We start from the raw sequence: 20583 nt of genomic DNA, 5'->3' as shown, positions 1-20583 counted from the left end.
AATCAGGCAATCAGGCAATCAGGCAATCAGGCAATTTTGCGGAAGCCTGGCTGATACAAAAATGCACGCAACGGGCTGCATAGCCGTTACGTGCATTTTTTATTAAGGTACGGCAGACAGCGCCCCGCAGGCTGGTTTGCCAGCTTTCGGGACGCGGCAGCTATCAGGCCACGCCTTCTTCCTGTGCCTGCTCAGCCTCGGCTTTTTCGCGCGCCAGGCGATAGTAATCCGCTTTGGAAGCGGCCAGCGGGGTACGGCCCCGGATCAGATCGGCCATTTTCTCGGCGATCATCACGGTGGGCGCATTCAGGTTGCCGGTGGTGATCTGCGGCATAATCGAAGCATCCACCACGCGCAGCTTCTGCATCCCGTGCACGCGGCCTTCCGCATCCACTACCGCCATCTCGTCATTGCCCATTGCGCAGCTGCCGCAAGGGTGATAGGCCGTTTCGGCATGATCGCGGATAAAGGCGTCAATCTGCTCGTCGGTCTGCACCGACGCGCCCGGCTGGATCTCTTCGCCGCAGTATTCAGCCAGCGCGGGCTGACGCATGATTTCACGCGTGTGGCGCACCGCGCTGCGGAATTCTTCCCAGTCGCGATCTTCCGACATGTAGTTAAAGAAGATCGACGGCGCGGCGTAAGGGTGTTTTGAGGTCAGCCTGACGCGACCACGGCTCATCGAGCGCATCGGGCCAACGTGCGCCTGGAAGCCGTGCTCTTTCACCGGGCTGCTGCCGTTGTAGTTAATGGCGACCGGCAGGAAGTGATACTGCAGATCCGGCCAGTCCGGCTTGTCGTCGCTGCGGATAAAGCCGCCCGCTTCAAACTGGTTGCTGGCGCCGATACCCGTGCCGCTGAACAGCCATTCCGCGCCAATTGCCGGCTGGTTCCACCAGTGCAGCGACGGATAGAGGCTGACCGGCTTTTTGCAGCGGAACTGCATATAAACTTCCAGATGATCCTGCAGGTTGCGGCCTACGCCCGGCAGCGCGTGAACAACCGGGATATCCAGCTCGCGCAGCCACTCTTCCGGGCCGACGCCGGAACGCTGCAGGATCTGCGGCGAGGCGATAGCGCCCGCGCACAGCAGCACTTCATGCGTGGCGGTAGCCTGCTCTTGTTTGCCGTTGCGCAGCCAGCAAACGCCGACGGCGGTTTTGCCCTCAAACAGAATACGGTCGGTCTGCGCATGGGTAACAATCGTCAGGTTTGAACGCTGCTTCGCCACGTCCAGATAGCCGCGCGCGGTGCTGGAGCGACGGCCCTGCGGCGTAACGGTGCGATCCATCGGGCCGAAGCCGTCCTGACGGTAGCCGTTCATATCGTCGGTTTCATGATGACCGGCCTGCACCGCCGCATCGATAAAGGCGCGGAACAGCGGATTATTGCCTTTTTTCGGCGTGGTGACGCTCAGGTAGCCATCGCCGCCGTGGTAATCGTTTTCACCGATATCGCGCTTCTCCGCCTTGCGGAAATAAGGCAGGCAGTTCAGATATGACCAGTTCTCCAGGCCCTTTTTGCTGGCCCAGTTGTCATAATCCATCGCGTTGCCGCGCACATAGCACATGCCGTTGATCAGTGAGGAGCCGCCAAGCCCTTTCCCGCGTCCACACTCCATGCGGCGGTTATTCATTTTCGGCTCAGGATCGGTTTCATAAGCCCAGTTATAGCGTTTTCCCTGCAGCGGATAAGCCAAAGCGGCTGGCATTTGGGTACGGAAATCCCAGCGGTGATCCTTGCCGCCTGCTTCCAGTAAAAGTACCGATACGTCAGCATCCTCAGTCAGTCGCGTGGCCAGAACGTTGCCAGCCGAGCCGGCGCCGATAATGATATAGTCAAATTTCTGCATTAAACCTCCAAAACGCTGCGGCCTGCGCCGCAGCAAAAAAGTGTTATAAGCGCAAAACCGCCATCAAAACGCGGACGGATAGTCGCCCATTTCAATCAGTACGGATTTGGTGCGGGTATAGTGATGCAGCGTTTCCAGACCGTTCTCACGCCCCACGCCGGACTGCTTATAGCCGCCGACCGGCATTGGCGCAGGCGATTCGCCCCAGCTGTTCACCCAGCAGATGCCCGCTTCCAGCTGATGAATAACGCGGTGCGCGCGATTCAACGAGGTGGTGAACACGCCCGCGGCCAGGCCGTATTCGGTGTTGTTGGCGCGATCGATAACTTCCTGCTCGTCATCAAAAACCAGCACGCTCATAACCGGCCCGAAGATCTCTTCCTGCACGATACGCATTTCGTCGGTGCAGTCGGTGAAGACGGTAGGCTCCACGTAACAGCCTTTCGCCATGTCGCCTTCGGTGATACGGGAACCGCCTGCCAGCACCCGCGCGCCTTCCTGCTTGCCGATTTCCATATAGCTAACCACTTTCTGGCAGTGCTCTTCGCTGACCAGCGGGCCGAAGTTGGTTTCCGGCTTAGTCGGATCGCCGCACTTGATGCCGCGCATTTTTTCCAGCAGACGCTTTTCAAACTCCGCCTTTAAAGAGCGATGAATAAACACGCGCGTGCCGTTGGTGCAGACCTGGCCGGTGCTGTAGAAGTTGGCCATCATGGCGCCGTCTACGGCACGTTCCAGCTCGGCGTCTTCAAAGATAATCAGCGGCGATTTACCGCCCAGCTCCATCGTGACCGACTTGAGGTTAGCCAGCGCCGCATCCGCCATTACGCGTTTGCCGGTGTTGACTTCACCGGTAAAGGAGACTTTGGCAATTTTCGGATGCTGGCTCAGGCCCTGGCCGACGCTTCCGGCGCCCTGCACCACGTTAAAGACGCCGTCCGGCAGACCAGCCTCGGTGAAGATTTTTGCCAGTTCCAGCGCGGTAAGCGGCGTGACTTCGCTGGGTTTGAAAATCATGGCGTTGCCGGTAGCCAGCGCGGGCGCGCTTTTCCACATGGCAATCTGGATCGGATAGTTCCAGGCGCCAATACCGGCGCAAACGCCCAGCGGCTCGCGGCGTGTGTAGACCAGCGCGCTGTCGCGCAGCGGGATGGATTCGCCTTCGACCGCTACGGCCAGGCCCGCGTAGTATTCCAGCACGTCCGCGCCGGTTACGATGTCCACCGCTTCCGTTTCGCTCAGCGGTTTACCGGTGTCGGCGGTTTCCAGCGCGGCCAGCTCATCGTTGCGCTCGCGCAAGAGCGCCACGGCTTTTAACAGTACGCGGCTACGTTCAACCGGCGTATAGCTACGCCAGATACGCTGACCGGCTTCGGCGGAGGCGACCGCGCGATCGATATCCTGCTGGCTGGCCGAGGTGATTTCCGCCAGCACTTCGCCATTAGCGGGGTTGATGGTGGTGAATGTTTCGCCTTGACCCGCTTCTTCGCGGCCATTGATGTAAAGTCCACGGCGTTGCATATCGGCCATGTCTCCTCCTTTAAGGGTTAGGTTGCCGGGCCGGAAAGCCACAGCGCAAGATTTTGATAGCAAAGCTGACGCGCATCGAGCAGGCCCTGCGCCATCGGCTGGGGCGCCAGCGTCATGCGCAGCCACAGGCCGTCGATCAGCGCCGCCATGCTGGCGCCCGCCGCCCGCGCCGCATCTATCGGCAGCGCTCTGGCGAACTGCGCCGTCAGGTTGGAATGCAGTCGCCGGTCGTTGATTCGCTGCAAACGCTGCAAATCAGGCTGATGCAGGCTGCTGCTCCAGAACGCCAGCCAGGTTTTCAGCACCGGCCCGGCAATCTGCGAATCGTCGAAGTTGCCATCGATAATCGCGCGGATCTGCGCCTGCGGATCGTCGGCCGCGACGCTGCGGTGATGCTCGACCGCCCTGTAGAGATCCAGCAAGATCTGACGCATACAGGCATCCAGCAGGCCGTTTTTATCGCCGAAGTAGTGGCTGACGATCCCCGTGGAGACGCCCGCCTCTCTGGCTATCAGCGCCAGGCTGGCGTCGGCCAGGCCGACCCGGTCTATCACCGTCAGCGTCGCATGAATTAACTGCGCCTGGCGGATGGCTTTCATTCCAACTTTTGGCATCGCTTAATCGGTTTCAGCTATTGAATAAGAGAGATTATAGACTTTTTATATTGAACGTTCAATCAAGAAAAAAATGACAGGCGTGGGGGTGTGAAGAAAGTTAACGAAACAGCAACGCGTGGAATCAGGTTAACCTTCTGTATTTATGCTATTTATTTGCGGATGACGTGTTAATAAATAAGCGAGCAACAACGGGCGCAAATGCGTTGTAAAGAAGCCTTTCTGATGACCTTATGCAACGGTCTGGCCAGGATTTAAGCGCGGTCTGGCAGGCTGGTGTACCGGCTTAACGCCTGCCAAACGCAGTCGGGCGGCCTGTGCTGGCGAACCAGCGTCGGTAAACATGCCAACGGAGCTGGTCGCCCGAGCCCCGGCTTTACCGGGGACGAGCTGTCAGCGCGGATTTTTGGCCGTCAGGCCATCCAGCTTTATAGCTAATTGTTCAAGCACAAAGCCCGCCGGATCCTCAAATCCGCCGTTCTGGGCGACCACCTGCAAACCTTCCAGCAGCAGCGTAATCTCTTTTGCCAGCGCCTCTGGCTCGCCCGCGCCTGCCTGGCGACACAAGGCCGCCAGCCGCTGAAACTGTCGCTGTTTGTGGGCAAAAATAAGCGCTCTGACCTCCGCGAATTGCCCGGTGGTTTCCGCCAGGGTATTGGTAAACGGGCAGCCCCGCTGCAGCGTGCCGGTAAGATTATCTGCCAGGAACCGCCCGAACCCCATAATCTGGGCGGCGGAGTCGTCCGGAAACCGTTCGGCAAGCCGATCGAATACCTGACTGTAATCCTCAACCAGTAACTGTATCCATTCCAGCACCAGCGCTTCTTTGGAAGCAAAATGTCGATAAAGCGTCATCTTGGTGGACTGCGCTTTTTCGGCAATAGCGTCCACGGTCACGCGAGTGATGCCGTCCTGATAAAAAAGCGTTTCCGCCGCCTGGAGCAGGCGATCGCGCGGGGGAAGGCGTGGCTGTGAGAGTCTGGGCATAATTCCTCGTTGCAACGATACTGGATAGTATTATACGATACCAATCGGTATCATAAGATACTAACCAGTATACACCTTCAGGGTGTTGTCGTCTTCTCAGCCACGAATCGGATTTTTATGAATCTTTCAGACTATACATCTTGCGACGCTGTGGGCCTCGCAGCGCTGATTACCCAGGGCGAAGTCAGGCCTGAAGAAGTCAAAGAGGCGGCGAATAAAGCCATAGAAAAAGTGAACGGCGAGGTCAGCGCCGTGATTGAACTCTGGCAGGATGAACACAGCAATCTGCAAGGCCCGTTATACGGCGTGCCGATGCTGGTGAAGGATCTCGGCGTGTCCGTTAGCGGCCGCCGTAATGAGCTGGGGAGTCGGCTGGCGGCGGGATACGTCTCCGCGCAGGATTCTGTCCTTACGCAAAAAATGCGCCAGGCCGGGCTGGTAATGCTGGGCCGAACCACCACGCCGGAGCTGGCCACCAGCACCACCACGGAACCCAGCTTTAACGGCGGCACCCGCAATCCCTGGAATAAGCGCTACAGCGCCGGGGGATCGAGCGGCGGCTCTGCGGCGGCGGTGGCGTCAGGAATGGTGCCCGCCGCCCATGCCACCGACGGCGGCGGCTCGATCCGCGTACCGGCTGCAGTCAACGGGCTGTTCGGCCTGAAGCCCAGCCGTGGCCGCATCAGTATGGGCCCGGAAGTGGATGAAGTCTGGTCGGGCCTTGCCGTGCATGGCTTCGTCAGCCGTACGGTGCGCGACAGCGCGGCTCTGCTGGATGCCGTGCAGGGCAATACGCCCGGCGATCCTTTTATCATTGCCGCTGCGCATCAGACGCTGAGGGAGTGCGCCGCGCAGGAGCCGGGCAAGCTCAAAATCGGCGTGATGACGCATCCTTTAAATGGCCAGCGCAGCGAACCGGAAGTGGTTGCCGCGCTGGAACAGACTATTGGACAGCTTATTGCGCTGGGACATCAGGTAGAGGAAGCCGCGCCCGATATCGGCAGCTGGGACGCTTTTGTAGAAATGAATACGCGGTTCTGGGCATCGAATACCGCGGCCTGGATCGACGCGCTGGCCGCCATGATGAACAGGCCGATTAACGCCGACACGCTTGAGCCTGCAAACCTGGCGCTGTGGCGGCTTGGCCACGAGCTGACCGCAGTGGATATGATTGGCGCAATGCATATGCGCAACGCCGTGACCCAAAAAATGGGTCTGTTTTATCAGCAGTACGATATGTTGCTGACGCCTGCCCTGCCCGCTTTGCCCGTAGAACTGGGCCGCTACAATCTTCATCAGGGCAATCTGGACGGGCGCGGCTGGATGCATCAAGTTTTTGACCAGTCTCCTTTTACCGCCCTGGCTAACGTTTGCGGCACCCCGGCCATGTCGGTGCCGCTGGGGTTCAGCCCGGCGAACCATCTGCCGATCGGTATGCAGTTTTTAGCAGGATTTAATCAGGAGCCGGTATTGTTGCAGCTGGCGGGCCAGCTGGAGCGGGCCTGTCCCTGGGGCGATCGCAAACCCGCCGTCTGGGCCGGTCATTAATCTGCACTGACCGCTTTCTGCTTGTGCAATATGAATAAACAATTAAGGAGGCAGGCCCGCTTTTGACAGAGGCGGGCCTATGCGAAGGGCAAGGAATTTAACGCCAGAACGTTTATCTTACAGCACTTCAATCACCTCAAATTCTTCTGCTATCAGCTCCATATCGTCAGAAAAATGCCCTTCGCGGGTGAAAAACCGCTGATGCTCTTTCTGCCAGTATTCAAGGCTTAAATCGCCTTCACCTTCTTTGCGGGCAAACGCCTCCGTAACATCACAAAAACGCACCAGCCGCATTGAAACCAGTCTGGTCACGCAGACCGGGACGTTCTGACCATCAAGGATGATGTTATAGCTCCCAATCTTCGGGGCAGGCTCTTCCTGCTGGTAAGAGGCAAGAGATCCGCAGGAGGCCGTTTTGATCCCTTTTTTAATCAGGTCAGCAAGCTGGCTGGCCAGTTCCGGACTGTCGCCCATTTGCCAGGCATCTGCGCCTGGATACTTCGCTTTTAATACCTCAACTGTAGCTATTTACAGCCCTTTTTAATCGTCGATGAAAAACGTCATACAGGGTTTTAGCATGAATTGTCCGGACATTAACAGTGAGGCTTTCCCTCTGGTATTGTGGTCCGCTGTTCGCTCACAGTAGACTTTAGCCTGTATATGTCCGCTTTATGCCAACAGCGGACGTTGAGTTGAGTTTTGAGCAAATAAAGCTCAGTAGATCTATGGTGACTTCGCCATACAAAAATACATTAACCGAGAAAATGACAGGCTGGTTTAGCCGGACGGCCTGGCATTAAAGAGTGCTTATTTGCCTAATCGATAACGGGCAATTTTAGTATTGCGAAATGCACTCACCCATAACTCATTGCCGACTTCAAGCCCGGTTGTTGCAGCAGCGTAATTTTCCATCTTTGCATCATCAACCAGAACCCCAAGAGTCGCCAGGGTATCAGGGTCAACTTCAATGATTTTAAAAGGTACTGGACAAATATCTTTTTCAGAAGCAACACAATTAAAAATGCTGCCAGCTGACTGAAGTTGACCTGCAACTATCAGTTTCCCCTTACTGGACCAGCTTAGATTATCAGGCTTCATACCTATATTTACCTGTTGGGGCTTACTCTTCCCTGAAGAGGTAGGTAACCGCAATATACTCTCGTTTCCCCAGCCGGCAATGTAATAAAACTTGCCATCAGGACTTATCTCAAGGCCGTTGTTCAGCGAGAGTTCACTATTAGCAACCCTCCTGAAACCATTTTGCTTATTCCATTCCAACAGATAACCTGTATTGACCTTATTCTCCAGTTGTTGCATAAATTTTTTATTGTCTGTTTCAAAAGAGATCGTCACCGCCATACCATCGTCACCGAGCGGAATAACAGAATTGGGAAAAGCTTTATCAGGCATGACCACACATCCACTCCACGTCAAAGCAGGTTCAGATGTTGAAAGATCAACATTAAAGAATTCAATCGACATTCGTTTCCCCCGATTGACTGCCATAAGCTGTAGAGCACCATCATTTGTATTTCGTATGGCAAGTCCACTCATCGCCAGGTCGCTCAGATTGAGAGGTTTGCAGGCAGGATCGCCAGTCGAGGAGAGAGGTGCGACCTTAGCGTTTGCCAGCTGAGCGACGCCAGTTACTGTATTAATGAGATAGAAATAGCCAGGCTTAGATTTTCCCGGCGTTTTGTCTGTTGATGCAACCACCCATGTAGTCGCTGGAATGACAACCATATCTTCGGGATTGACTGTATTTTCGATATAGCCGATAAATTCCTGAGCATGCAATGTTTCTGTATTGATAGCCATACAAAAGGCAAGTGTAATGCTAACGAACTTACTTATTTTCAGAAATGTCATGATTTTTTTTCAGTTAATGGTCAGAGAGAACATTCTAGATAGCTAACTGAAGTTGATATAGGGGCCTAAAATCATTACATTGATGACTGAAATTCCAGTGAGACAGCATTATGGATCTAGGTGCGATAGCTGCTTTTGTATCTGCAGCGGAAGGTGGCAACTTTACCGCTGCGGCGACAGCGCTGGGTATTAGTGCTTCAGGGGTAAGTAAAGCGGTTTCACGCCTGGAAAATGAATTGCACGTCAGGCTCTTTAACCGCTCAACACGCAGTCTAAGTCTGACTGCTGATGGGGTTGTGCTATACCAACGATGTAAGCAAATACTGATTGATCTGAATGACGCTAAGCTCGCGATGTCTCATGCGCAGGATGTCCCCAAAGGCCGTCTGTACGTCAGCATTCCTGCAGCTTTTGGACGTTCGCATATGATACCAGCGATTTCTGCTTTTATGCGGCATTACCCGCTGATTGAGGTAGATGCTAGCGTAACCGACCGTTTTGTCGATATGGTGGAAGAAGGCTTCGACGCCGTTGTACGTATTGGGGATTTGCCTGACACGCGAATGATTGCCCGATCTCTGGGGGTAACCCGTTTCGTGGTAGCCGCCTCCCCTCATTATTTTCAGCGACAGCCTCGCCCTGAAAAGCCTGAAGATTTACGCGATCATAACTGTGTATCTTTTATTTCTCCTCAGACAAAAAGAATTACCGAATGGGTCTTTTTTAGTAATGATAAAAAAATTGTACATACCCCTGCAGGAACATTATCGCTGGATGATGGCGAAGCAATGGTAGATGCCGCAATTAACCATTCAGGGATAATTTACTGCCAGGATTATATGATTGAAAATGCGGTAAAAGACGGAAAACTGCAAAGGGTGCTTAAGGATTTTATAACGCCAGAAAAACCGGTAGTGGTTATGTATCCGCAAAATCGTCATTTATCACTCAAAGTACGTGTATTCGTTGACTTTATGGTTAATCATTTTTCCTGACGACACCAATCTAATGATCTTCGTTCAGATTCACACGCCCTTAAATTATCATATCCAAATCTACCTTCTTAAGGGGAAATAAAAATAATGCGAAATGCTATCATTAACTTTCACTTTCACGGCCCTTGCAACTGGGGCACTTGCCCTTGCACTCTAAACCGACGAGCGGGAGCAAGGCGTACATAGCAGATATACAGCTGTCATGCAGGTCTGGTCGGTCCCATTATCCAGCAAACAATAAAATATGTGCTGCTTCAGCATATGCTTCCTGGCCGCGTTATCAAATCCTCTTCAAAGCTTACGCTTATAGCGGATAAAGTCCGCTTCGTGCCATAAGCGGACGTTGGCTTATGCCAGTTAATGAAGGCAGGTCACTTCATCAGCCGGAAAAATACTACTTATCAGTTTCGGTTAGTAACGGATTTTTCAACGAGTACCGTCGTGGCGAACATCCATTGAGTCGTCGAAACGCCGTACTGAACGCAGCTTCTGATTCATAACCTAGTGAGTGCGCGATTGCAGAGACAGATTCAGTGCCACTGGTGAGCCGGTGGCATGCAATCATCATCCGCCATCGTGTCAGATATTCGATTGGCGACGCGCCGGATAGACTTTTAAACCTGAGAGCGAATTTGGATCGAGACATCCCGGCCTCCTGCGCAAGTGCCGGCAAGGTCCATCGTCTGCCCGGGCTGGCATGAATTGCGCCAATGGCAGCCGCGATCCGCTTATCACCAAGTGCAAACAGCCAGCCGACGTATTTTCCCAAGCCGTGATCCAGATAAAGCCGCAGCGCCTGGACCAGCATCAGATGCGCGAGATGCTGCACGATAAGCCTGGCGCCCGGCTGTGCTCCGAACAGTTCCTGGCGCATACGATCGAGGGCCCATCGCAGACCTGTCTTGTCGTCTTCATCGCGGAGCCGAATGATGGCTGGCATTGAGCCGAGAAGCATATCGACATGGTCACCAGCGAAGCCGAAATGGCCGCCGAGCATTGTCGTTTCTCCCCCGCCGTTCACCGTTGCGATCCCGCCGTTCCAGTCTTCTTCAGGTATGGTAGCAATGCCGATCGGCTCGAAGGCGAGGTCTTGGGCAATCAGGAACCGACGTCCGTTGGGCAGCAGGACGCAATCACCCGCCTTAAGCTTTATCGGATCCTGCCCATCATCGACGGCCAGCCAGGCGCTACCCGATACCAGCGCAAAATACTTGAGGCCAGAATGCTTCCCGAACTGAAGCGCCCATTCCCCCCCGAAGTCAAATCCACCCGCGATGTAGGTTTTCGGCGTCAATAGCGAGATGATATCGGATAAAGGATCAGCAATCATGGGGACAATCTCGAAAGTAATAGGGATATTCAAACATAGTTTGTTTCGACTTCCATGGTTATCCTTATTTCGAAGCAGACGCACCGGCTGCTCCCCGTCAAAGGATATTTTCATGATCAAAGTCGTTATCGCTTTCAAGCGTCGGCAAGGTATGAGCATAGAGGAATTCAGGAATTATCGTCGCGACGTTCATGCTCCACTGCTTTTTGCCATTCCTGAAGCAAAGAAGATCCGCCGCTTTGTTATTTCATTACCCCATGGATTATGCGTCTTCAGAGCTACCCCGGTTTGACGCCATGGTGGAGGCATGGTTCGACAACGCTGAAGAGATGGATAAACTCTTTCTGTCAGACAACTTTGCAACCAGGGTGGATCCGGACCACGTAAACTTTATCGACCTGAGCTCCGTAGTCCGGCTCGTGACCGAAGAACTCATCGTCGTTGAATAACGACCCCGCCGGGGACGCAGGACGAAAAGCGTGGTCTGGAACGGCGATCTCCCCGCCCTTATCAGGGATAAATCATGTCCGCCTCGTGCCAAAAGCAGCTATCGGTGCTTTAGGTTAGAACCGAAGTGGAACGCCTCATAGCTGTTTGGCCTTCCACCTCATCGGGCCTGGCTGCCTACCCTTCCTGGCGATCTGCGCCATATGCCACGGCTTTCATTGCTTGCAGCGCGTGCAGACGCATTTTTAACGCGGCTTCAATATTGTCGTAGGCTGTGCTGCCCAGCGGCAGACGTAATGGAGGGCTGGCAGCATCTGCCGCCGCGATCATAGCCGTCACGCATTTTTCAGCATCACCTTTAATCACAAACTCTCCGGACATCAGTGCCGCCCGCAGTTTCCCCGCTGCCGTATCACGGTAGGCCGGTAAGGCATCAGCAATATCCAGCCCCGCACCAAACCGCGTCGCCGTCGGCCCCGGCTCGACCAGCAAAAAGTCAATGCCAAACGCCGCTACTTCCTGCCGCACCGCTTCGACAAAACCTTCAATTCCCCATTTAGTGGCATGATACAAACTGAAATCAGGATAGGCGACCTGGCCGCCTTCCGACGACACCTGCATAATGCGCCCGCCACCCTGCTGCCGCAAAAAGGGAATTGCCGCGCGGATAAGCTGAATCGACCCGGTAAGATTGGTGGCAATCTGACGCTCAATTTGCCTATCGCTTAGCTCTTCCGCTGCGCCAAACAGGCCGTAAGCCGCGTTGCTGACCACAATATCAATTCTTCCCGCCTGAGCGAACGCCGCCTCAACGGTGGGTTTTATCGTCGCTGCCATACTGAGATCAAGCACCGTTACCTGCAAACGATCGCCGTATATTGCTGACAGACCGTCTAATACTGCTCGATCGCGGACGCTGGCAAATACTCTGTCGCCTCGGGCCAGCAGCGTTTCACACATCAGGCGGCCCAGGCCGCTGGATGCACCGGTTATTAGCCAGGTTTTCATTAGGGTCTTCTCCATTCAGTGAACCGAAGGACAGCATAAACCGAATAATTGGTGGCATAATCTCCGCAAATCAGCATGAGGTGGTGGGAAATATTCAACAATGAAACGACCTTCCTGGAATGAATTGCAGGCGGTGAAAACCATTGCCGGGCAGCGCAGTTTTCGTCGCGCTGCTGAGGTGCTGGGACTTAAACGCTCGACGCTTAGCCATACTGTCAAAGGACTGGAGGCAACACTTGGCGTGCAGCTGTTCCATCGCACAACGCGCAGCGTTGCGCTGACAGAAGCGGGTGAAATACTGATCGCGCGCCTGGCGCCGTTACTGGCGGAAATGGATGACCTGCTGAACGACGTTACCGCCAGCGGTCAGCAGCCTTATGGCACGCTGCGCATCAGTGCCAGCGATGCAGCGATTAGCCTTCTGCTGGAAAAGGTGCTGCCGACATTTATCCAGCAAAAGCCGGGGATTGAAATTGATTTAGTGGCGCAGGGGCAACTCATAGACATCGTGGCGCAAGGGTTTGATGCGGGCATTCGGCTGATTGAAGATGTGCCTAAAGACATGGTTGCCATTGCTCTGAGCGGGCCGCTGCGCTTTATTACCGTGGCCTCGCCCGGTTACTTAGCCGGGCGGCCCAAAATCATGCATCCGCAGGATCTGATGCAGCATACCTGTTTGCGCCAGCGCTTGCCGGGCGGTAAACGGTATCACTGGGAATATCAGCAGCATGAGCAGCAGTTTGCGCTGGATGTGCCGGGCAGCCTGACCCTCGACAGCAGCGCTTTAATGGTGGAAGCGGCTGTCGCCGGGCTGGGTGTGGCCTATGTCCCGGAGCGCTACGCCCGACAGTGGCTGGACACGCAGCGGCTGGTGACGTTGTTGGACGACTGGACCATTGCGTCACAGGGCATCGCGCTCTACTTTCCGCAACATCGCCATATGTCTGTCGCATTACGCCTGTTTATCGACACGGTAAAAGCCGTTATGCGCGACCGGGCATAGCCTAATCGCTTTATTTTATTCAGAAAAGAGGCCAGACACGGGCCAGAGAATAAGAAAGGTGGGTTGAGTAATCGAATTACTCATTTAACAGTCGGTAGAACCACCTTAATTTATGCCTCTGGCCGGTGAATTCAGGGAAATATTTTTTGCCTGTTCAGATATGATTTTTCATATCTGATGAGCTGGAATGCGGGCAATGACCTTAATTTCAAAGTCGAATCCCGCAAGCCATGTCACGCCAACGGCAGTCCAGTTTGGATAAGGGGGATGGGGAAAAATCGATTTCTTCACCTGCATAATTGTCGAAAACTGATTTTCCGGATCGGTATGATAAGTTGTGACATCAATCAGATCGTCAAAAGTACACCCCGCTGCGGCAAGCGTGGCTGCTAAATTATCAAACGCAAGCTGCACCTGCGCGGCGAAATCAGGCTCCGGCGTACCGTCGGCGCGGCTGCCGACCTGGCCGGAAACAAACAGCATATCACCAGAACGGATTGCGGCAGAATAACCATGTTCCTCATAAAGAGCATGTCGACTAGCAGGGAAAACCGGTTCACGATGGGCGATGGCCATACGATTTCCTTTGATTAGGTCGGGTTGGAATGCGGGATGCGCAGCGCACAGGAATGATTTAATATACGCTGCGTATGTACTATTAATCACACATACGCGGCGTATGTCAAATAACATACGCCGCGTATGGCATAAGGATATCGTATGGCCACCAAGAGCCGCGCCGAACTGATGAAAGAAAACCGCATAAAACTGATTGCGGCGGCACGAAAAGCATTTGCTGAAAAAGGGTTCGCAGGCGCATCAATGGATGAGCTTACTGCCAGCGTGGGCCTGACGCGTGGCGCGCTTTACCCCAATTTTGGCGATAAAAAGGGGCTGCTTGCGGCGGTTGTCGAACAGTTAGATGGTGAAATGGCGCAACGTGCTAAAGCTGCGGCGGCTACGGCGGGCAATGACTGGGAAAAGTTAATAGCTGAGGGCATCGCCTATATCGAAATGGCGATGGATGCAGAAGTACGGCGCATCGTGCTGCTTGATGGTCCAGCCTTTCTTGGTAACCCTTCTCAGTGGCCTGGTCAAAATAGCTGCCTGGAATCCACTCGCCAGAGCATTATAAAAATGAGCGCAAGCGGCGTCATAAAACCCGTCGATGCCGATGCCGCCGCACATCTTTTAAATGGTGCCGCGCTCAATGCGGCCTTGTGGATAGCAGCCAGCGACGATCCGCAGCAGGCGCTGCCAAAAGTTATTGAGGTATTCAGACTACTGGCAAGCAGCTTACTCACCCGCTCGGGTAAAGAGGAGTCTGATTAGAACGCTGTCGCCGGTTCAGGCTTTTGCAAGCAAAAAAATAGCCGCAGGAGCAAAGCGATAATTTCTCCTGCAGCCCAGAGGTGATATTGAAGCAAACTTCCCGCGTCAGACATTCGCACCCAGCGCTTTATCAACGGCAGCTTCGCAGTGGATCAGCGTGGTATCGAAGACAGGGACGGAAACGTTATCCCTGTTAAGCAACATGCCGACTTCGGTACAGCCAAGGATGACACAGTCAGCGCCGTTGTCAGCTAAACGCTGTGCGATATTTTCATAAACAGCGCGACTGGCCGGGTTTATAACGTCCTGGCACAGCTCCTGATAAATGATGCGATGAACCTCAGCCCGATCGGCATCATTCGGTATAACGGGCTGAAGTTTTACCGCCCTGAGCCGATCAAGATAAAAAGCTTGTTCCATCGTAAATGCGGTTGCCATCAGGCCTGGCGCTTTAAGGCCCGCTGCAATGATCCGAGCCGCCGTTGCATCAGCAATGTGCAGCAGCGGAATGGAAACGCCGCTCATCATTTGGTCCGCCAGTTTATGCATGGTATTTGTCGCCAGTACGATAAAGTCGGCCCCGCCGCGCGCCAGCGCCAGCGCCTCCTTATTTAAAAGGGTTGCGGCGTCGTCCCATTTTCCGCTGGCCTGCAAATGTTCAATGTTGGCAAAATCCAGCGAACGGATAAGCAATTCAGGCGAGTGTAAACCGCCCAGACGCTGACGAACCAACTCACACATTTTCCGATAATAAATTTGTGTTGAGGCTGCTGACATCCCTCCCAGGATCCCAATCGTTTGCATTGCGTTTCCTTAAATTTTGTTACCTGTTCAGGGTGGTTACTCCAGCTTATCGCTGATAGCGGCGACGTACGCCAGTTGGTATCTGCTTTGGAACTAAAGCAGGCCTGGGAACACCAGCCCACCGTTTAGCACGCTGATTTGAGCCAGAAGCGGACGGTGCGTGACTAATATTGTTACAGGCGCAGCTTTTCTCGCAACAAGAAAGTATTTTCGAGCAGCATAGCCTATTCAAACAGAGCCGGCCCTGGCTTGAATTCCTGAAAGGCATCATCGGCTGGCTGGTAACCCAGCACCTCCCTGGTACGTGACAGATCAAATCGCTTAAACCGGTTATCGGAAATGCCATAGCCGATAAAAAAGGTAATATTTTCAGCTTCTGTAGCGCTGGTCAGCAGCCTTACTGCATCCTCCGGACTGAGCCAGGCGCTGTAATCCCGGGCGGTTTTAAGCGCAGCCGCGTTTTTAGGTTCAAAAGCGCCTATCCTGAGCGCCACGCAGGACAGGCCACGCTGAGTGGCATAAAAGGAACATAGCGCCTCGCCATAGCATTTCGTGACGCCGTAAAGATTGGCAGGCGCGACGGCCAGCCCCGGATGTATCTGCACATCAACCGGATAACCTTCAATCGTCTGGGCGCTGCTGGCAAAGACAAAGCGCGAGCAGGATGTGGCAGCCACGGCTTCAAGCAGCCATGTGGTGGACAGAATGTTAGCCGGCAACAGCTGTTCGAAGGCGGCCCCGGCGTCGGGGATCCCTGCCAGGTGCACTACCGCATCAGGCTCCGCCGCGGTCAGCAGCTTCTCTGCCGCACCCTGCTTTGCAAGGTCTGCCTGAAAAAATTGGTGCGGAGAACCAATCTCATAATCCGGCATATGCAGATCGGTAAGGATAAAGTCATAGGTATTGCACATCGCTTTAAACCAGGTTCGTCCGATACGACCGCTGGCACCCGTCAGGAGAATTTTTTTTACTGCCATAGCCTTGGGATCCTTATTTTATTTAAGCCGTAATCCGGGTGATACCAAAACGCAGTAAAGCAATAGCATACTTACCTGAAAATGTATGTCGCCCGGGCCTGTGGCAAATAATCATGCAGGTCTGCCAGAGCGCCTTTCCCGGCATCCTTTTTAAGGCTCAGGCCTTTTCGCCCGGAGCCTGCCCGATATTAAGGGGAAAGTGGCGCACTTTTAGTACGCCACCCGACAGTTATAACAGCGGTAGTTCCAGAAGCTGCCCTCCCTCTTCCGCAAGCCGCGTTAAATAGTGCGACGCTTCCAGAATCTGATAAGGAAAGTAGAGACCCGGCGCCACCGGTGGTTTGCCATCCAGCCCGATCAGTCGTTCAAGAAGCAGGGCAATGCTCATGCCTGTCAACGGTGCTGCTCCCCCCGGATGAACGACCGCATTGCGGGTACGAAGAGCCTGCCCGGCCTGATCCAGGCCTGAAATCTCAATAATGATTTCGGTGGAGAATGTTCCTCCTTTGCGCCGGCTTGAGCTGATACCCATGCCGAGATCGAACAGGACGCTGTGCGCACCCGTAGCAGTTGCCAGCCCAACCACGTCAATCGACGAGAAGCCCGTGGCGGGGATTTTGGTGCCGTCGAGCGCTGAGAAGGTGCCCTTAGCCTCATCGCCCTCGCGCCACAGATAGACGCCGGCCCGCCGCGTGAGCGCTGCGGGCAACAGGTGGTGCAGATGGTCGAAATCAGCGGCGACCGCAGGCCCGCCAACATCCTGTTCATCGACTAACGCCCCAATGCGGATTTCATGTACCTGACCAAACGCTTTGCTCAGATGAAGCGCAGGCACCGTCGTGGCACCGACCAGCCACTCATAGCCGAGCACCACTGCCGACGCGCCCGGAGCGTGCATAAAGCTTGCGATTTCCGGAGCAATCTCGAACACGCCAGAAGAAATACTCAAATGGGGTACGCCTCGTGACTGAGCAAAGCGGAGTGCAGCAAGCGTATGGTCTTTATAGAGGACGACCACCGCACTGATTTTTCGCTCGCCGAGGCCAAGGTCTGCACGGGCGGTGTCAATCGCTATACCTTCCGCGCCTCCCATTTTTGCGGCGGCGTGCTGCGCCCTGGCAAGGTCGCGCCCCCCTATCAGCAAGGGAAGATCGGGATAAGCAGCGCGTATTGCCCGGGCAGTCTGACCACCAATAGATCCGGAGCCGCCCAGCAGTAAGACAGGAGCAAATGACATAAGCGAGGTTCCTTGTGTGTGTGATAAGCTACTATTGGTAGGAAAGATAGCACTCCACAGCAACATAAGCTACTTTTAGTAGGTTTAATGAGAAAGAGAGAATGAAAGAACACAAGGCTCCGGCTACCGGGTCGCCTGCCCGGCGCCTGTCGAAGGCAGAACGGCGACAACAGCTTCTCGATACCGCGCTTCTGATCGTGCGCGAGGAAAATGCGGATCGCCTCACGCTGGGCCATCTGGCCGTGCGTGCAGGCGTCTCGAAACCTGTGGTTTACGATCATTTCGCGACTCGTTCGACGTTACTGATCCAGCTGTACAGGTGGATAGATATGGAACGGGTAAGGACGTTTACTGAGGCCATGAGCGCGACTTCCCGAAGCCAGCAGGAAACGGTACAGATGCTGGCGAGCGCCTATATACACTGCGCCGCAGACAAAACGGACGAGTTTCACGCAGTGGGAGCGGCGCTGGCGGGGAGTGAAGAAAAGGCGGTCGTTTTCCAGGAACTTCTGGACAATTGTGTCGCCATGTTCGCGTCAGTTCTGACACCCCATGTCAATATGACGCCCCAATCACTACAGCAATGCTGCATCGGCCTGGTCGGCGCGGGAGAAGCGCTGTCCGTGGCCCTTACCCGTGGGCGACTGAAGGAAACGGAAGCGGTTACAGCCTTCGCCTCGCTGATTGGCGGACTCATACAGACGGGCGAAAGCTGAAGGTCTGCGCAGATAACAGGCCAGGATATCAGCTTTTCGTCTGTAGCGAACACCGGCCGGTCTCGGAACATCATGCAGCGCATTCCGGTTCTGCTGTCCAGGTTCATGCCAGTATCTCAGGACAGGTGCCCGGTTCTCGCCCTGTCCTGCCTCATCAGGTTTGCCGTTTTGGGAAATGATGGCGGCCACGCGCCCCGGATGCGCGACAGCAAGACGCCAGCCTACCCGGGTGCCGTAGTCGTGAACCCTTATAAATTGCTCCGCCTGCCTGTGCTTTTAGCTGCCGGGCGCTCCTCAGTAAGTAGAATTCCTTCTGATTTCCTTATAAATTCTCTATGGAAAAGTAGAACAGTAAATTCTCACGTTGTTTCCTGATAAGCGCACATATCTGTCAAAAGTAAATGAACATAATATAATAGAAAAAATTATTAAATAATGACGTATAATTAACAATGCATTTAAAAGAGCACTAACTCATGAAAAAATGACTCAGCCATTTCGAGGGAATAAGTGTGCATGTTACCCGTCTTGCATGTGCTCGCTGGACAGCTGCGAAAGCAGGAAAAATCAGGAGCGAGGCCGCTGGGACGTTTTGCTCGCGAGGTGTTACTGTACAGTTTAGAATGCAGATGGATTGGTACCAGGCTGACTCTCGCGCTTGATAAGGAAGGAAAAATAAAGACGGAAACACACTGACTTTACCCCTGTTATAAAGGTAACTTTATGAAACCCAGAAAAAATATTTTTTTTGAAGGCAACATTATCGATAACCGGAAGTTAGGTGGGGAAAATCAGCCTTTTTTCATCCACAGGGTTGTGTTTACTAATGGGAAGTATGCGATAGTTCGGGCTGCATCTGGTGTGTGCTTCAGGCCTGGAGAAAATATTCAACGAAACGATTCCGAATGGCTTTACAACCATGAAAAAATCCGTCTACTCTCTTTCGAATATCTCGAAGAAAAGGAGTCCGTCAGGCAACTGCTTGAATATTGTTAATATAATCGCAAATCTTTCGCCAGGGAAGTTTGTTTATTTACTACTGCTACCTCAGGCTTTACTGCTTTTACTTTTATTTTCCCTCATCATATAGCCTGCTTTGTTTTTAACACCCCTCCAGAAAAACCACCAATTGCAGCTAAAAAATCTAACGGCCACAGGAGTTTCATGGGAGATTTAACTATAAATATCAATAACCTGCCTGCCGTTAACCAGAAATAAGCACGTTAAGGTAGAGATTTAACCTGCCTCACCAAAGTTAGTAATGCTTAGCCAGGTAACATCACAATCAGGAGATGAATTCAGCGTGGATGTTCTGTTTTAAGGTAAGTCTGCCCTCTTTCAAAGCTGTCATCTCTCCGCGCAATTTTCTGCTCTGTGCCAAAAGTGGACGTTACTCATATTATTGTGTGTCAACCGGTCAATCCGTTCCGAAAATATTTTACTACAAACCCATAAACCTTTATTAGATGTATAAAAAAACCACCAGAGATGGTAGAGTACATCTCATTCATTTTTAAGGCCAAACATCATGTCCTACTTCAATCGAATTATGGACCAAATCACCGAAATAACGTCTTCGTCTACATGTCCTGTATGTCAAAGAAAGTCCCAGCAGTCGATTAAAAAAATAGGCAAAAAGCAAACATTGCTCTGCCCACACTGCAAATCGATATTTGTAAACCCTGACTGATTAACCTGATGATAAAGAATTAAGCCAGGTGGCTTGTTAACACTGCCTGAGCCGATTAATAAGCTCCTGGCGGCAGCTTATTGTGATTATATGGGTTAGAAACCTCTTCAGAGTAAACCTGATTTGTCTGAAGACTTGTGACGCCAGCTGAGACGTCTGTGAGGATGTTAATTTACGCCGGGCATCGGCATCCGTTTACTTTGCGCTGCGTTTACGAAATACAGAACGTTATCAATTCTTTCGTAGCGTTAATCAATCAGCATGCAGGCTTCAGTTCACGGAAAAGTTAACGATTCCTCATCAGGCCACAGTCCGGCCAGTCACCATGGAAAAAAACGTCTATAATTTAGCCATTAATGCTGGCGTGAAGCGCATTCCTTGCAAGGTTAATCACCCTGTCTCTTCCTGGCTATGCAAGGAAGTTGATAAGGAGCACGCCCAGGGTCGTCTGTCCTGCCTGTGATTTGAGTTCAGACCAGCCAGCCTCAAAAGTGCGTCTGAAACAGGCGATGCTTTGTCCTGGGTGTAAAGCCCTGTTTGTCTCACCACGCCAGCCCCTGACTTTGGATCCTGACGCTGCAGTAGGCTGCAGTGAATACCTTGACCAGCAGCTGAAAAATCCCTGATGCCTTATGCACATCCTG

General features: G+C 53.3%; 22 protein-coding genes. 10 read left to right on the top strand and 12 right to left on the bottom strand.

The features are described 5' to 3' along the window. Positions 1-163: 163 nt before the first annotated feature. The 4 genes from betA to ACVWZ0_RS10290 form a co-directional block, all read right to left on the bottom strand. Entirely contained in the window at positions 164-1852 is a 1689-nt protein-coding gene (betA, locus tag ACVWZ0_RS10305; RefSeq protein WP_253454375.1) for a choline dehydrogenase, read from the bottom strand. Positions 1853-1915: 63 nt separating this feature from the next. After that, positions 1916-3373, bottom strand: a complete 1458-nt coding sequence (gene betB, locus ACVWZ0_RS10300) for a betaine-aldehyde dehydrogenase (protein WP_253460990.1) — start codon at positions 3371-3373, stop codon at positions 1916-1918. 26 nt (positions 3374-3399) lie between these two features. Beyond that, positions 3400-3996 carry a transcriptional regulator BetI gene (gene betI, locus ACVWZ0_RS10295; protein WP_253454376.1) on the bottom strand — a complete coding sequence of 199 codons (597 nt, stop codon included), beginning with the start codon at positions 3994-3996 and terminating at the stop codon, positions 3400-3402. Between the two features lie 393 nt (positions 3997-4389). Next, positions 4390-4983, bottom strand: a complete 594-nt coding sequence (locus ACVWZ0_RS10290) for a TetR/AcrR family transcriptional regulator (protein ID WP_253454377.1) — start codon at positions 4981-4983, stop codon at positions 4390-4392. 150 nt (positions 4984-5133) lie between these two features. Between ACVWZ0_RS10290 and ACVWZ0_RS10285 the strand changes: the two genes are divergently transcribed. Then, the gene (locus tag ACVWZ0_RS10285) at positions 5134-6531 is read left to right on the top strand and encodes an amidase (protein ID WP_253454378.1); all 1398 of its coding nucleotides are present in this window, start codon (positions 5134-5136) and stop codon (positions 6529-6531) included. Between the two features lie 117 nt (positions 6532-6648). On the opposite strand, the gene ACVWZ0_RS10280 is transcribed toward ACVWZ0_RS10285, so the two are convergent. Both ACVWZ0_RS10280 and ACVWZ0_RS10275 read right to left on the bottom strand, forming a co-directional pair. Next, on the bottom strand, positions 6649-7005 hold the full coding sequence (locus tag ACVWZ0_RS10280; protein ID WP_301289494.1) for an ASCH domain-containing protein: 357 nt from the start codon (positions 7003-7005) through the stop codon (positions 6649-6651). A 333-nt stretch (positions 7006-7338) separates the two neighbouring features. Next, positions 7339-8400 (bottom strand): YncE family protein, encoded by a 1062-nt coding sequence (locus tag ACVWZ0_RS10275; protein ID WP_253454379.1) that lies wholly within the window; start codon positions 8398-8400, stop codon positions 7339-7341. A gap of 110 nt (positions 8401-8510) precedes the next feature. Between ACVWZ0_RS10275 and ACVWZ0_RS10270 the strand changes: the two genes are divergently transcribed. Further along, positions 8511-9395 carry a LysR family transcriptional regulator gene (locus tag ACVWZ0_RS10270; protein WP_253454380.1) on the top strand — a complete coding sequence of 295 codons (885 nt, stop codon included), beginning with the start codon at positions 8511-8513 and terminating at the stop codon, positions 9393-9395. 394 nt (positions 9396-9789) lie between these two features. Here the strand turns inward: ACVWZ0_RS10270 and ACVWZ0_RS10265 are convergent, their stop codons facing one another. Then, the gene (locus ACVWZ0_RS10265; RefSeq protein ID WP_253454381.1) at positions 9790-10839 is read right to left on the bottom strand and encodes an AraC family transcriptional regulator; all 1050 of its coding nucleotides are present in this window, start codon (positions 10837-10839) and stop codon (positions 9790-9792) included. Between ACVWZ0_RS10265 and ACVWZ0_RS10260 the strand changes: the two genes are divergently transcribed. Together ACVWZ0_RS10260 and ACVWZ0_RS10255 are read left to right on the top strand one after the other, a co-directional pair. Further along, on the top strand, positions 10838-11017 hold the full coding sequence (locus ACVWZ0_RS10260; RefSeq protein WP_456784013.1) for an EthD domain-containing protein: 180 nt from the start codon (positions 10838-10840) through the stop codon (positions 11015-11017). The genes ACVWZ0_RS10265 and ACVWZ0_RS10260 overlap by 2 nt on opposite strands. After that, on the top strand, positions 10983-11174 hold the full coding sequence (locus ACVWZ0_RS10255; RefSeq protein WP_456784011.1) for an EthD domain-containing protein: 192 nt from the start codon (positions 10983-10985) through the stop codon (positions 11172-11174). The genes ACVWZ0_RS10260 and ACVWZ0_RS10255 overlap by 35 nt, the downstream gene beginning before the upstream one ends. A 175-nt stretch (positions 11175-11349) precedes the next feature. On the opposite strand, the gene ACVWZ0_RS10250 is transcribed toward ACVWZ0_RS10255, so the two are convergent. Then, on the bottom strand, positions 11350-12180 hold the full coding sequence (locus ACVWZ0_RS10250; protein ID WP_253454383.1) for an SDR family oxidoreductase: 831 nt from the start codon (positions 12178-12180) through the stop codon (positions 11350-11352). A 100-nt stretch (positions 12181-12280) separates the two neighbouring features. On the opposite strand from ACVWZ0_RS10250, the gene ACVWZ0_RS10245 reads away from it, so the two are divergent. Further along, positions 12281-13183, top strand: coding sequence for a LysR family transcriptional regulator (locus ACVWZ0_RS10245; protein ID WP_253454384.1), 903 nt, complete (start codon positions 12281-12283; stop codon positions 13181-13183). Positions 13184-13351: 168 nt separating this feature from the next. Here ACVWZ0_RS10245 and ACVWZ0_RS10240 read toward each other — a convergent pair whose 3' ends face one another. Then, complete coding sequence (locus ACVWZ0_RS10240) at positions 13352-13753, bottom strand: RidA family protein (RefSeq protein ID WP_253460997.1); 402 nt, start codon at positions 13751-13753, stop codon at positions 13352-13354. A 150-nt stretch (positions 13754-13903) separates the two neighbouring features. Here ACVWZ0_RS10240 and ACVWZ0_RS10235 point away from each other — a divergent pair, with 150 nt between their 5' ends. Further along, the gene (locus tag ACVWZ0_RS10235) at positions 13904-14515 is read left to right on the top strand and encodes a TetR/AcrR family transcriptional regulator (RefSeq protein WP_253454385.1); all 612 of its coding nucleotides are present in this window, start codon (positions 13904-13906) and stop codon (positions 14513-14515) included. Between the two features lie 105 nt (positions 14516-14620). Here ACVWZ0_RS10235 and ACVWZ0_RS10230 read toward each other — a convergent pair whose 3' ends face one another. The 3 genes from ACVWZ0_RS10230 to ACVWZ0_RS10220 all read right to left on the bottom strand — a co-directional run bounded on the left by ACVWZ0_RS10230 (position 14621) and on the right by ACVWZ0_RS10220 (position 17533). Then, on the bottom strand, positions 14621-15319 hold the full coding sequence (locus ACVWZ0_RS10230; RefSeq protein ID WP_253454386.1) for an aspartate/glutamate racemase family protein: 699 nt from the start codon (positions 15317-15319) through the stop codon (positions 14621-14623). A gap of 224 nt (positions 15320-15543) precedes the next feature. Continuing rightward, positions 15544-16296, bottom strand: a complete 753-nt coding sequence (locus tag ACVWZ0_RS10225) for an NAD-dependent epimerase/dehydratase family protein (RefSeq protein ID WP_253454387.1) — start codon at positions 16294-16296, stop codon at positions 15544-15546. A 229-nt stretch (positions 16297-16525) separates the two neighbouring features. Continuing rightward, entirely contained in the window at positions 16526-17533 is a 1008-nt protein-coding gene (locus tag ACVWZ0_RS10220; protein WP_253454388.1) for an NAD(P)-dependent oxidoreductase, read from the bottom strand. 101 nt (positions 17534-17634) lie between these two features. Here ACVWZ0_RS10220 and ACVWZ0_RS10215 point away from each other — a divergent pair, with 101 nt between their 5' ends. The 4 genes from ACVWZ0_RS10215 to ACVWZ0_RS10200 all read left to right on the top strand — a co-directional run bounded on the left by ACVWZ0_RS10215 (position 17635) and on the right by ACVWZ0_RS10200 (position 20565). Beyond that, positions 17635-18249 (top strand): TetR/AcrR family transcriptional regulator, encoded by a 615-nt coding sequence (locus ACVWZ0_RS10215; RefSeq protein WP_253454389.1) that lies wholly within the window; start codon positions 17635-17637, stop codon positions 18247-18249. Positions 18250-18972: 723 nt separating this feature from the next. Then, entirely contained in the window at positions 18973-19245 is a 273-nt protein-coding gene (locus ACVWZ0_RS10210; protein WP_253454390.1) for a hypothetical protein, read from the top strand. A gap of 532 nt (positions 19246-19777) precedes the next feature. Continuing rightward, positions 19778-19939 carry a YnfU family zinc-binding protein gene (locus ACVWZ0_RS10205; protein ID WP_301289502.1) on the top strand — a complete coding sequence of 54 codons (162 nt, stop codon included), beginning with the start codon at positions 19778-19780 and terminating at the stop codon, positions 19937-19939. A 422-nt stretch (positions 19940-20361) separates the two neighbouring features. Further along, positions 20362-20565, top strand: coding sequence for a YnfU family zinc-binding protein (locus ACVWZ0_RS10200; RefSeq protein ID WP_301289504.1), 204 nt, complete (start codon positions 20362-20364; stop codon positions 20563-20565). Positions 20566-20583: the final 18 nt, after the last annotated feature.

This window comes from Erwinia sp. TECH1 (assembly GCF_054057575.1).
The sequence above is the reverse complement of the archived record's forward strand: the minus strand, read 5'-3'. Positions and strand labels throughout refer to the sequence as shown.

Excerpts from the sequence above, each read along its gene's own strand:
- betA (WP_253454375.1), bottom strand. The coding sequence starts at position 1,852 with ATGCAGAAATTTGACTATATCATTATCGGCGCCGGCTCGGCTGGCAAC.
- betB (WP_253460990.1), bottom strand. The coding sequence starts at position 3,373 with ATGCAACGCCGTGGACTTTACATCAATGGCCGCGAAGAAGCGGGTCAA.
- betI (WP_253454376.1), bottom strand. The coding sequence starts at position 3,996 with ATGCCAAAAGTTGGAATGAAAGCCATCCGCCAGGCGCAGTTAATTCAT.
- ACVWZ0_RS10290 (WP_253454377.1), bottom strand. The coding sequence starts at position 4,983 with ATGCCCAGACTCTCACAGCCACGCCTTCCCCCGCGCGATCGCCTGCTC.
- ACVWZ0_RS10280 (WP_301289494.1), bottom strand. The coding sequence starts at position 7,005 with ATGGGCGACAGTCCGGAACTGGCCAGCCAGCTTGCTGACCTGATTAAA.
- ACVWZ0_RS10275 (WP_253454379.1), bottom strand. The coding sequence starts at position 8,400 with ATGACATTTCTGAAAATAAGTAAGTTCGTTAGCATTACACTTGCCTTT.
- ACVWZ0_RS10270 (WP_253454380.1), top strand. The coding sequence starts at position 8,511 with ATGGATCTAGGTGCGATAGCTGCTTTTGTATCTGCAGCGGAAGGTGGC.
- ACVWZ0_RS10260 (WP_456784013.1), top strand. The coding sequence starts at position 10,838 with ATGATCAAAGTCGTTATCGCTTTCAAGCGTCGGCAAGGTATGAGCATA.
- ACVWZ0_RS10265 (WP_253454381.1), bottom strand. The coding sequence starts at position 10,839 with ATGAAAATATCCTTTGACGGGGAGCAGCCGGTGCGTCTGCTTCGAAAT.
- ACVWZ0_RS10255 (WP_456784011.1), top strand. The coding sequence starts at position 10,983 with ATGGATTATGCGTCTTCAGAGCTACCCCGGTTTGACGCCATGGTGGAG.
- ACVWZ0_RS10250 (WP_253454383.1), bottom strand. The coding sequence starts at position 12,180 with ATGAAAACCTGGCTAATAACCGGTGCATCCAGCGGCCTGGGCCGCCTG.
- ACVWZ0_RS10245 (WP_253454384.1), top strand. The coding sequence starts at position 12,281 with ATGAAACGACCTTCCTGGAATGAATTGCAGGCGGTGAAAACCATTGCC.
- ACVWZ0_RS10235 (WP_253454385.1), top strand. The coding sequence starts at position 13,904 with ATGGCCACCAAGAGCCGCGCCGAACTGATGAAAGAAAACCGCATAAAA.
- ACVWZ0_RS10230 (WP_253454386.1), bottom strand. The coding sequence starts at position 15,319 with ATGCAAACGATTGGGATCCTGGGAGGGATGTCAGCAGCCTCAACACAA.
- ACVWZ0_RS10225 (WP_253454387.1), bottom strand. The coding sequence starts at position 16,296 with ATGGCAGTAAAAAAAATTCTCCTGACGGGTGCCAGCGGTCGTATCGGA.
- ACVWZ0_RS10220 (WP_253454388.1), bottom strand. The coding sequence starts at position 17,533 with ATGTCATTTGCTCCTGTCTTACTGCTGGGCGGCTCCGGATCTATTGGT.
- ACVWZ0_RS10215 (WP_253454389.1), top strand. The coding sequence starts at position 17,635 with ATGAAAGAACACAAGGCTCCGGCTACCGGGTCGCCTGCCCGGCGCCTG.
- ACVWZ0_RS10210 (WP_253454390.1), top strand. The coding sequence starts at position 18,973 with ATGAAACCCAGAAAAAATATTTTTTTTGAAGGCAACATTATCGATAAC.
- ACVWZ0_RS10205 (WP_301289502.1), top strand. The coding sequence starts at position 19,778 with ATGTCCTACTTCAATCGAATTATGGACCAAATCACCGAAATAACGTCT.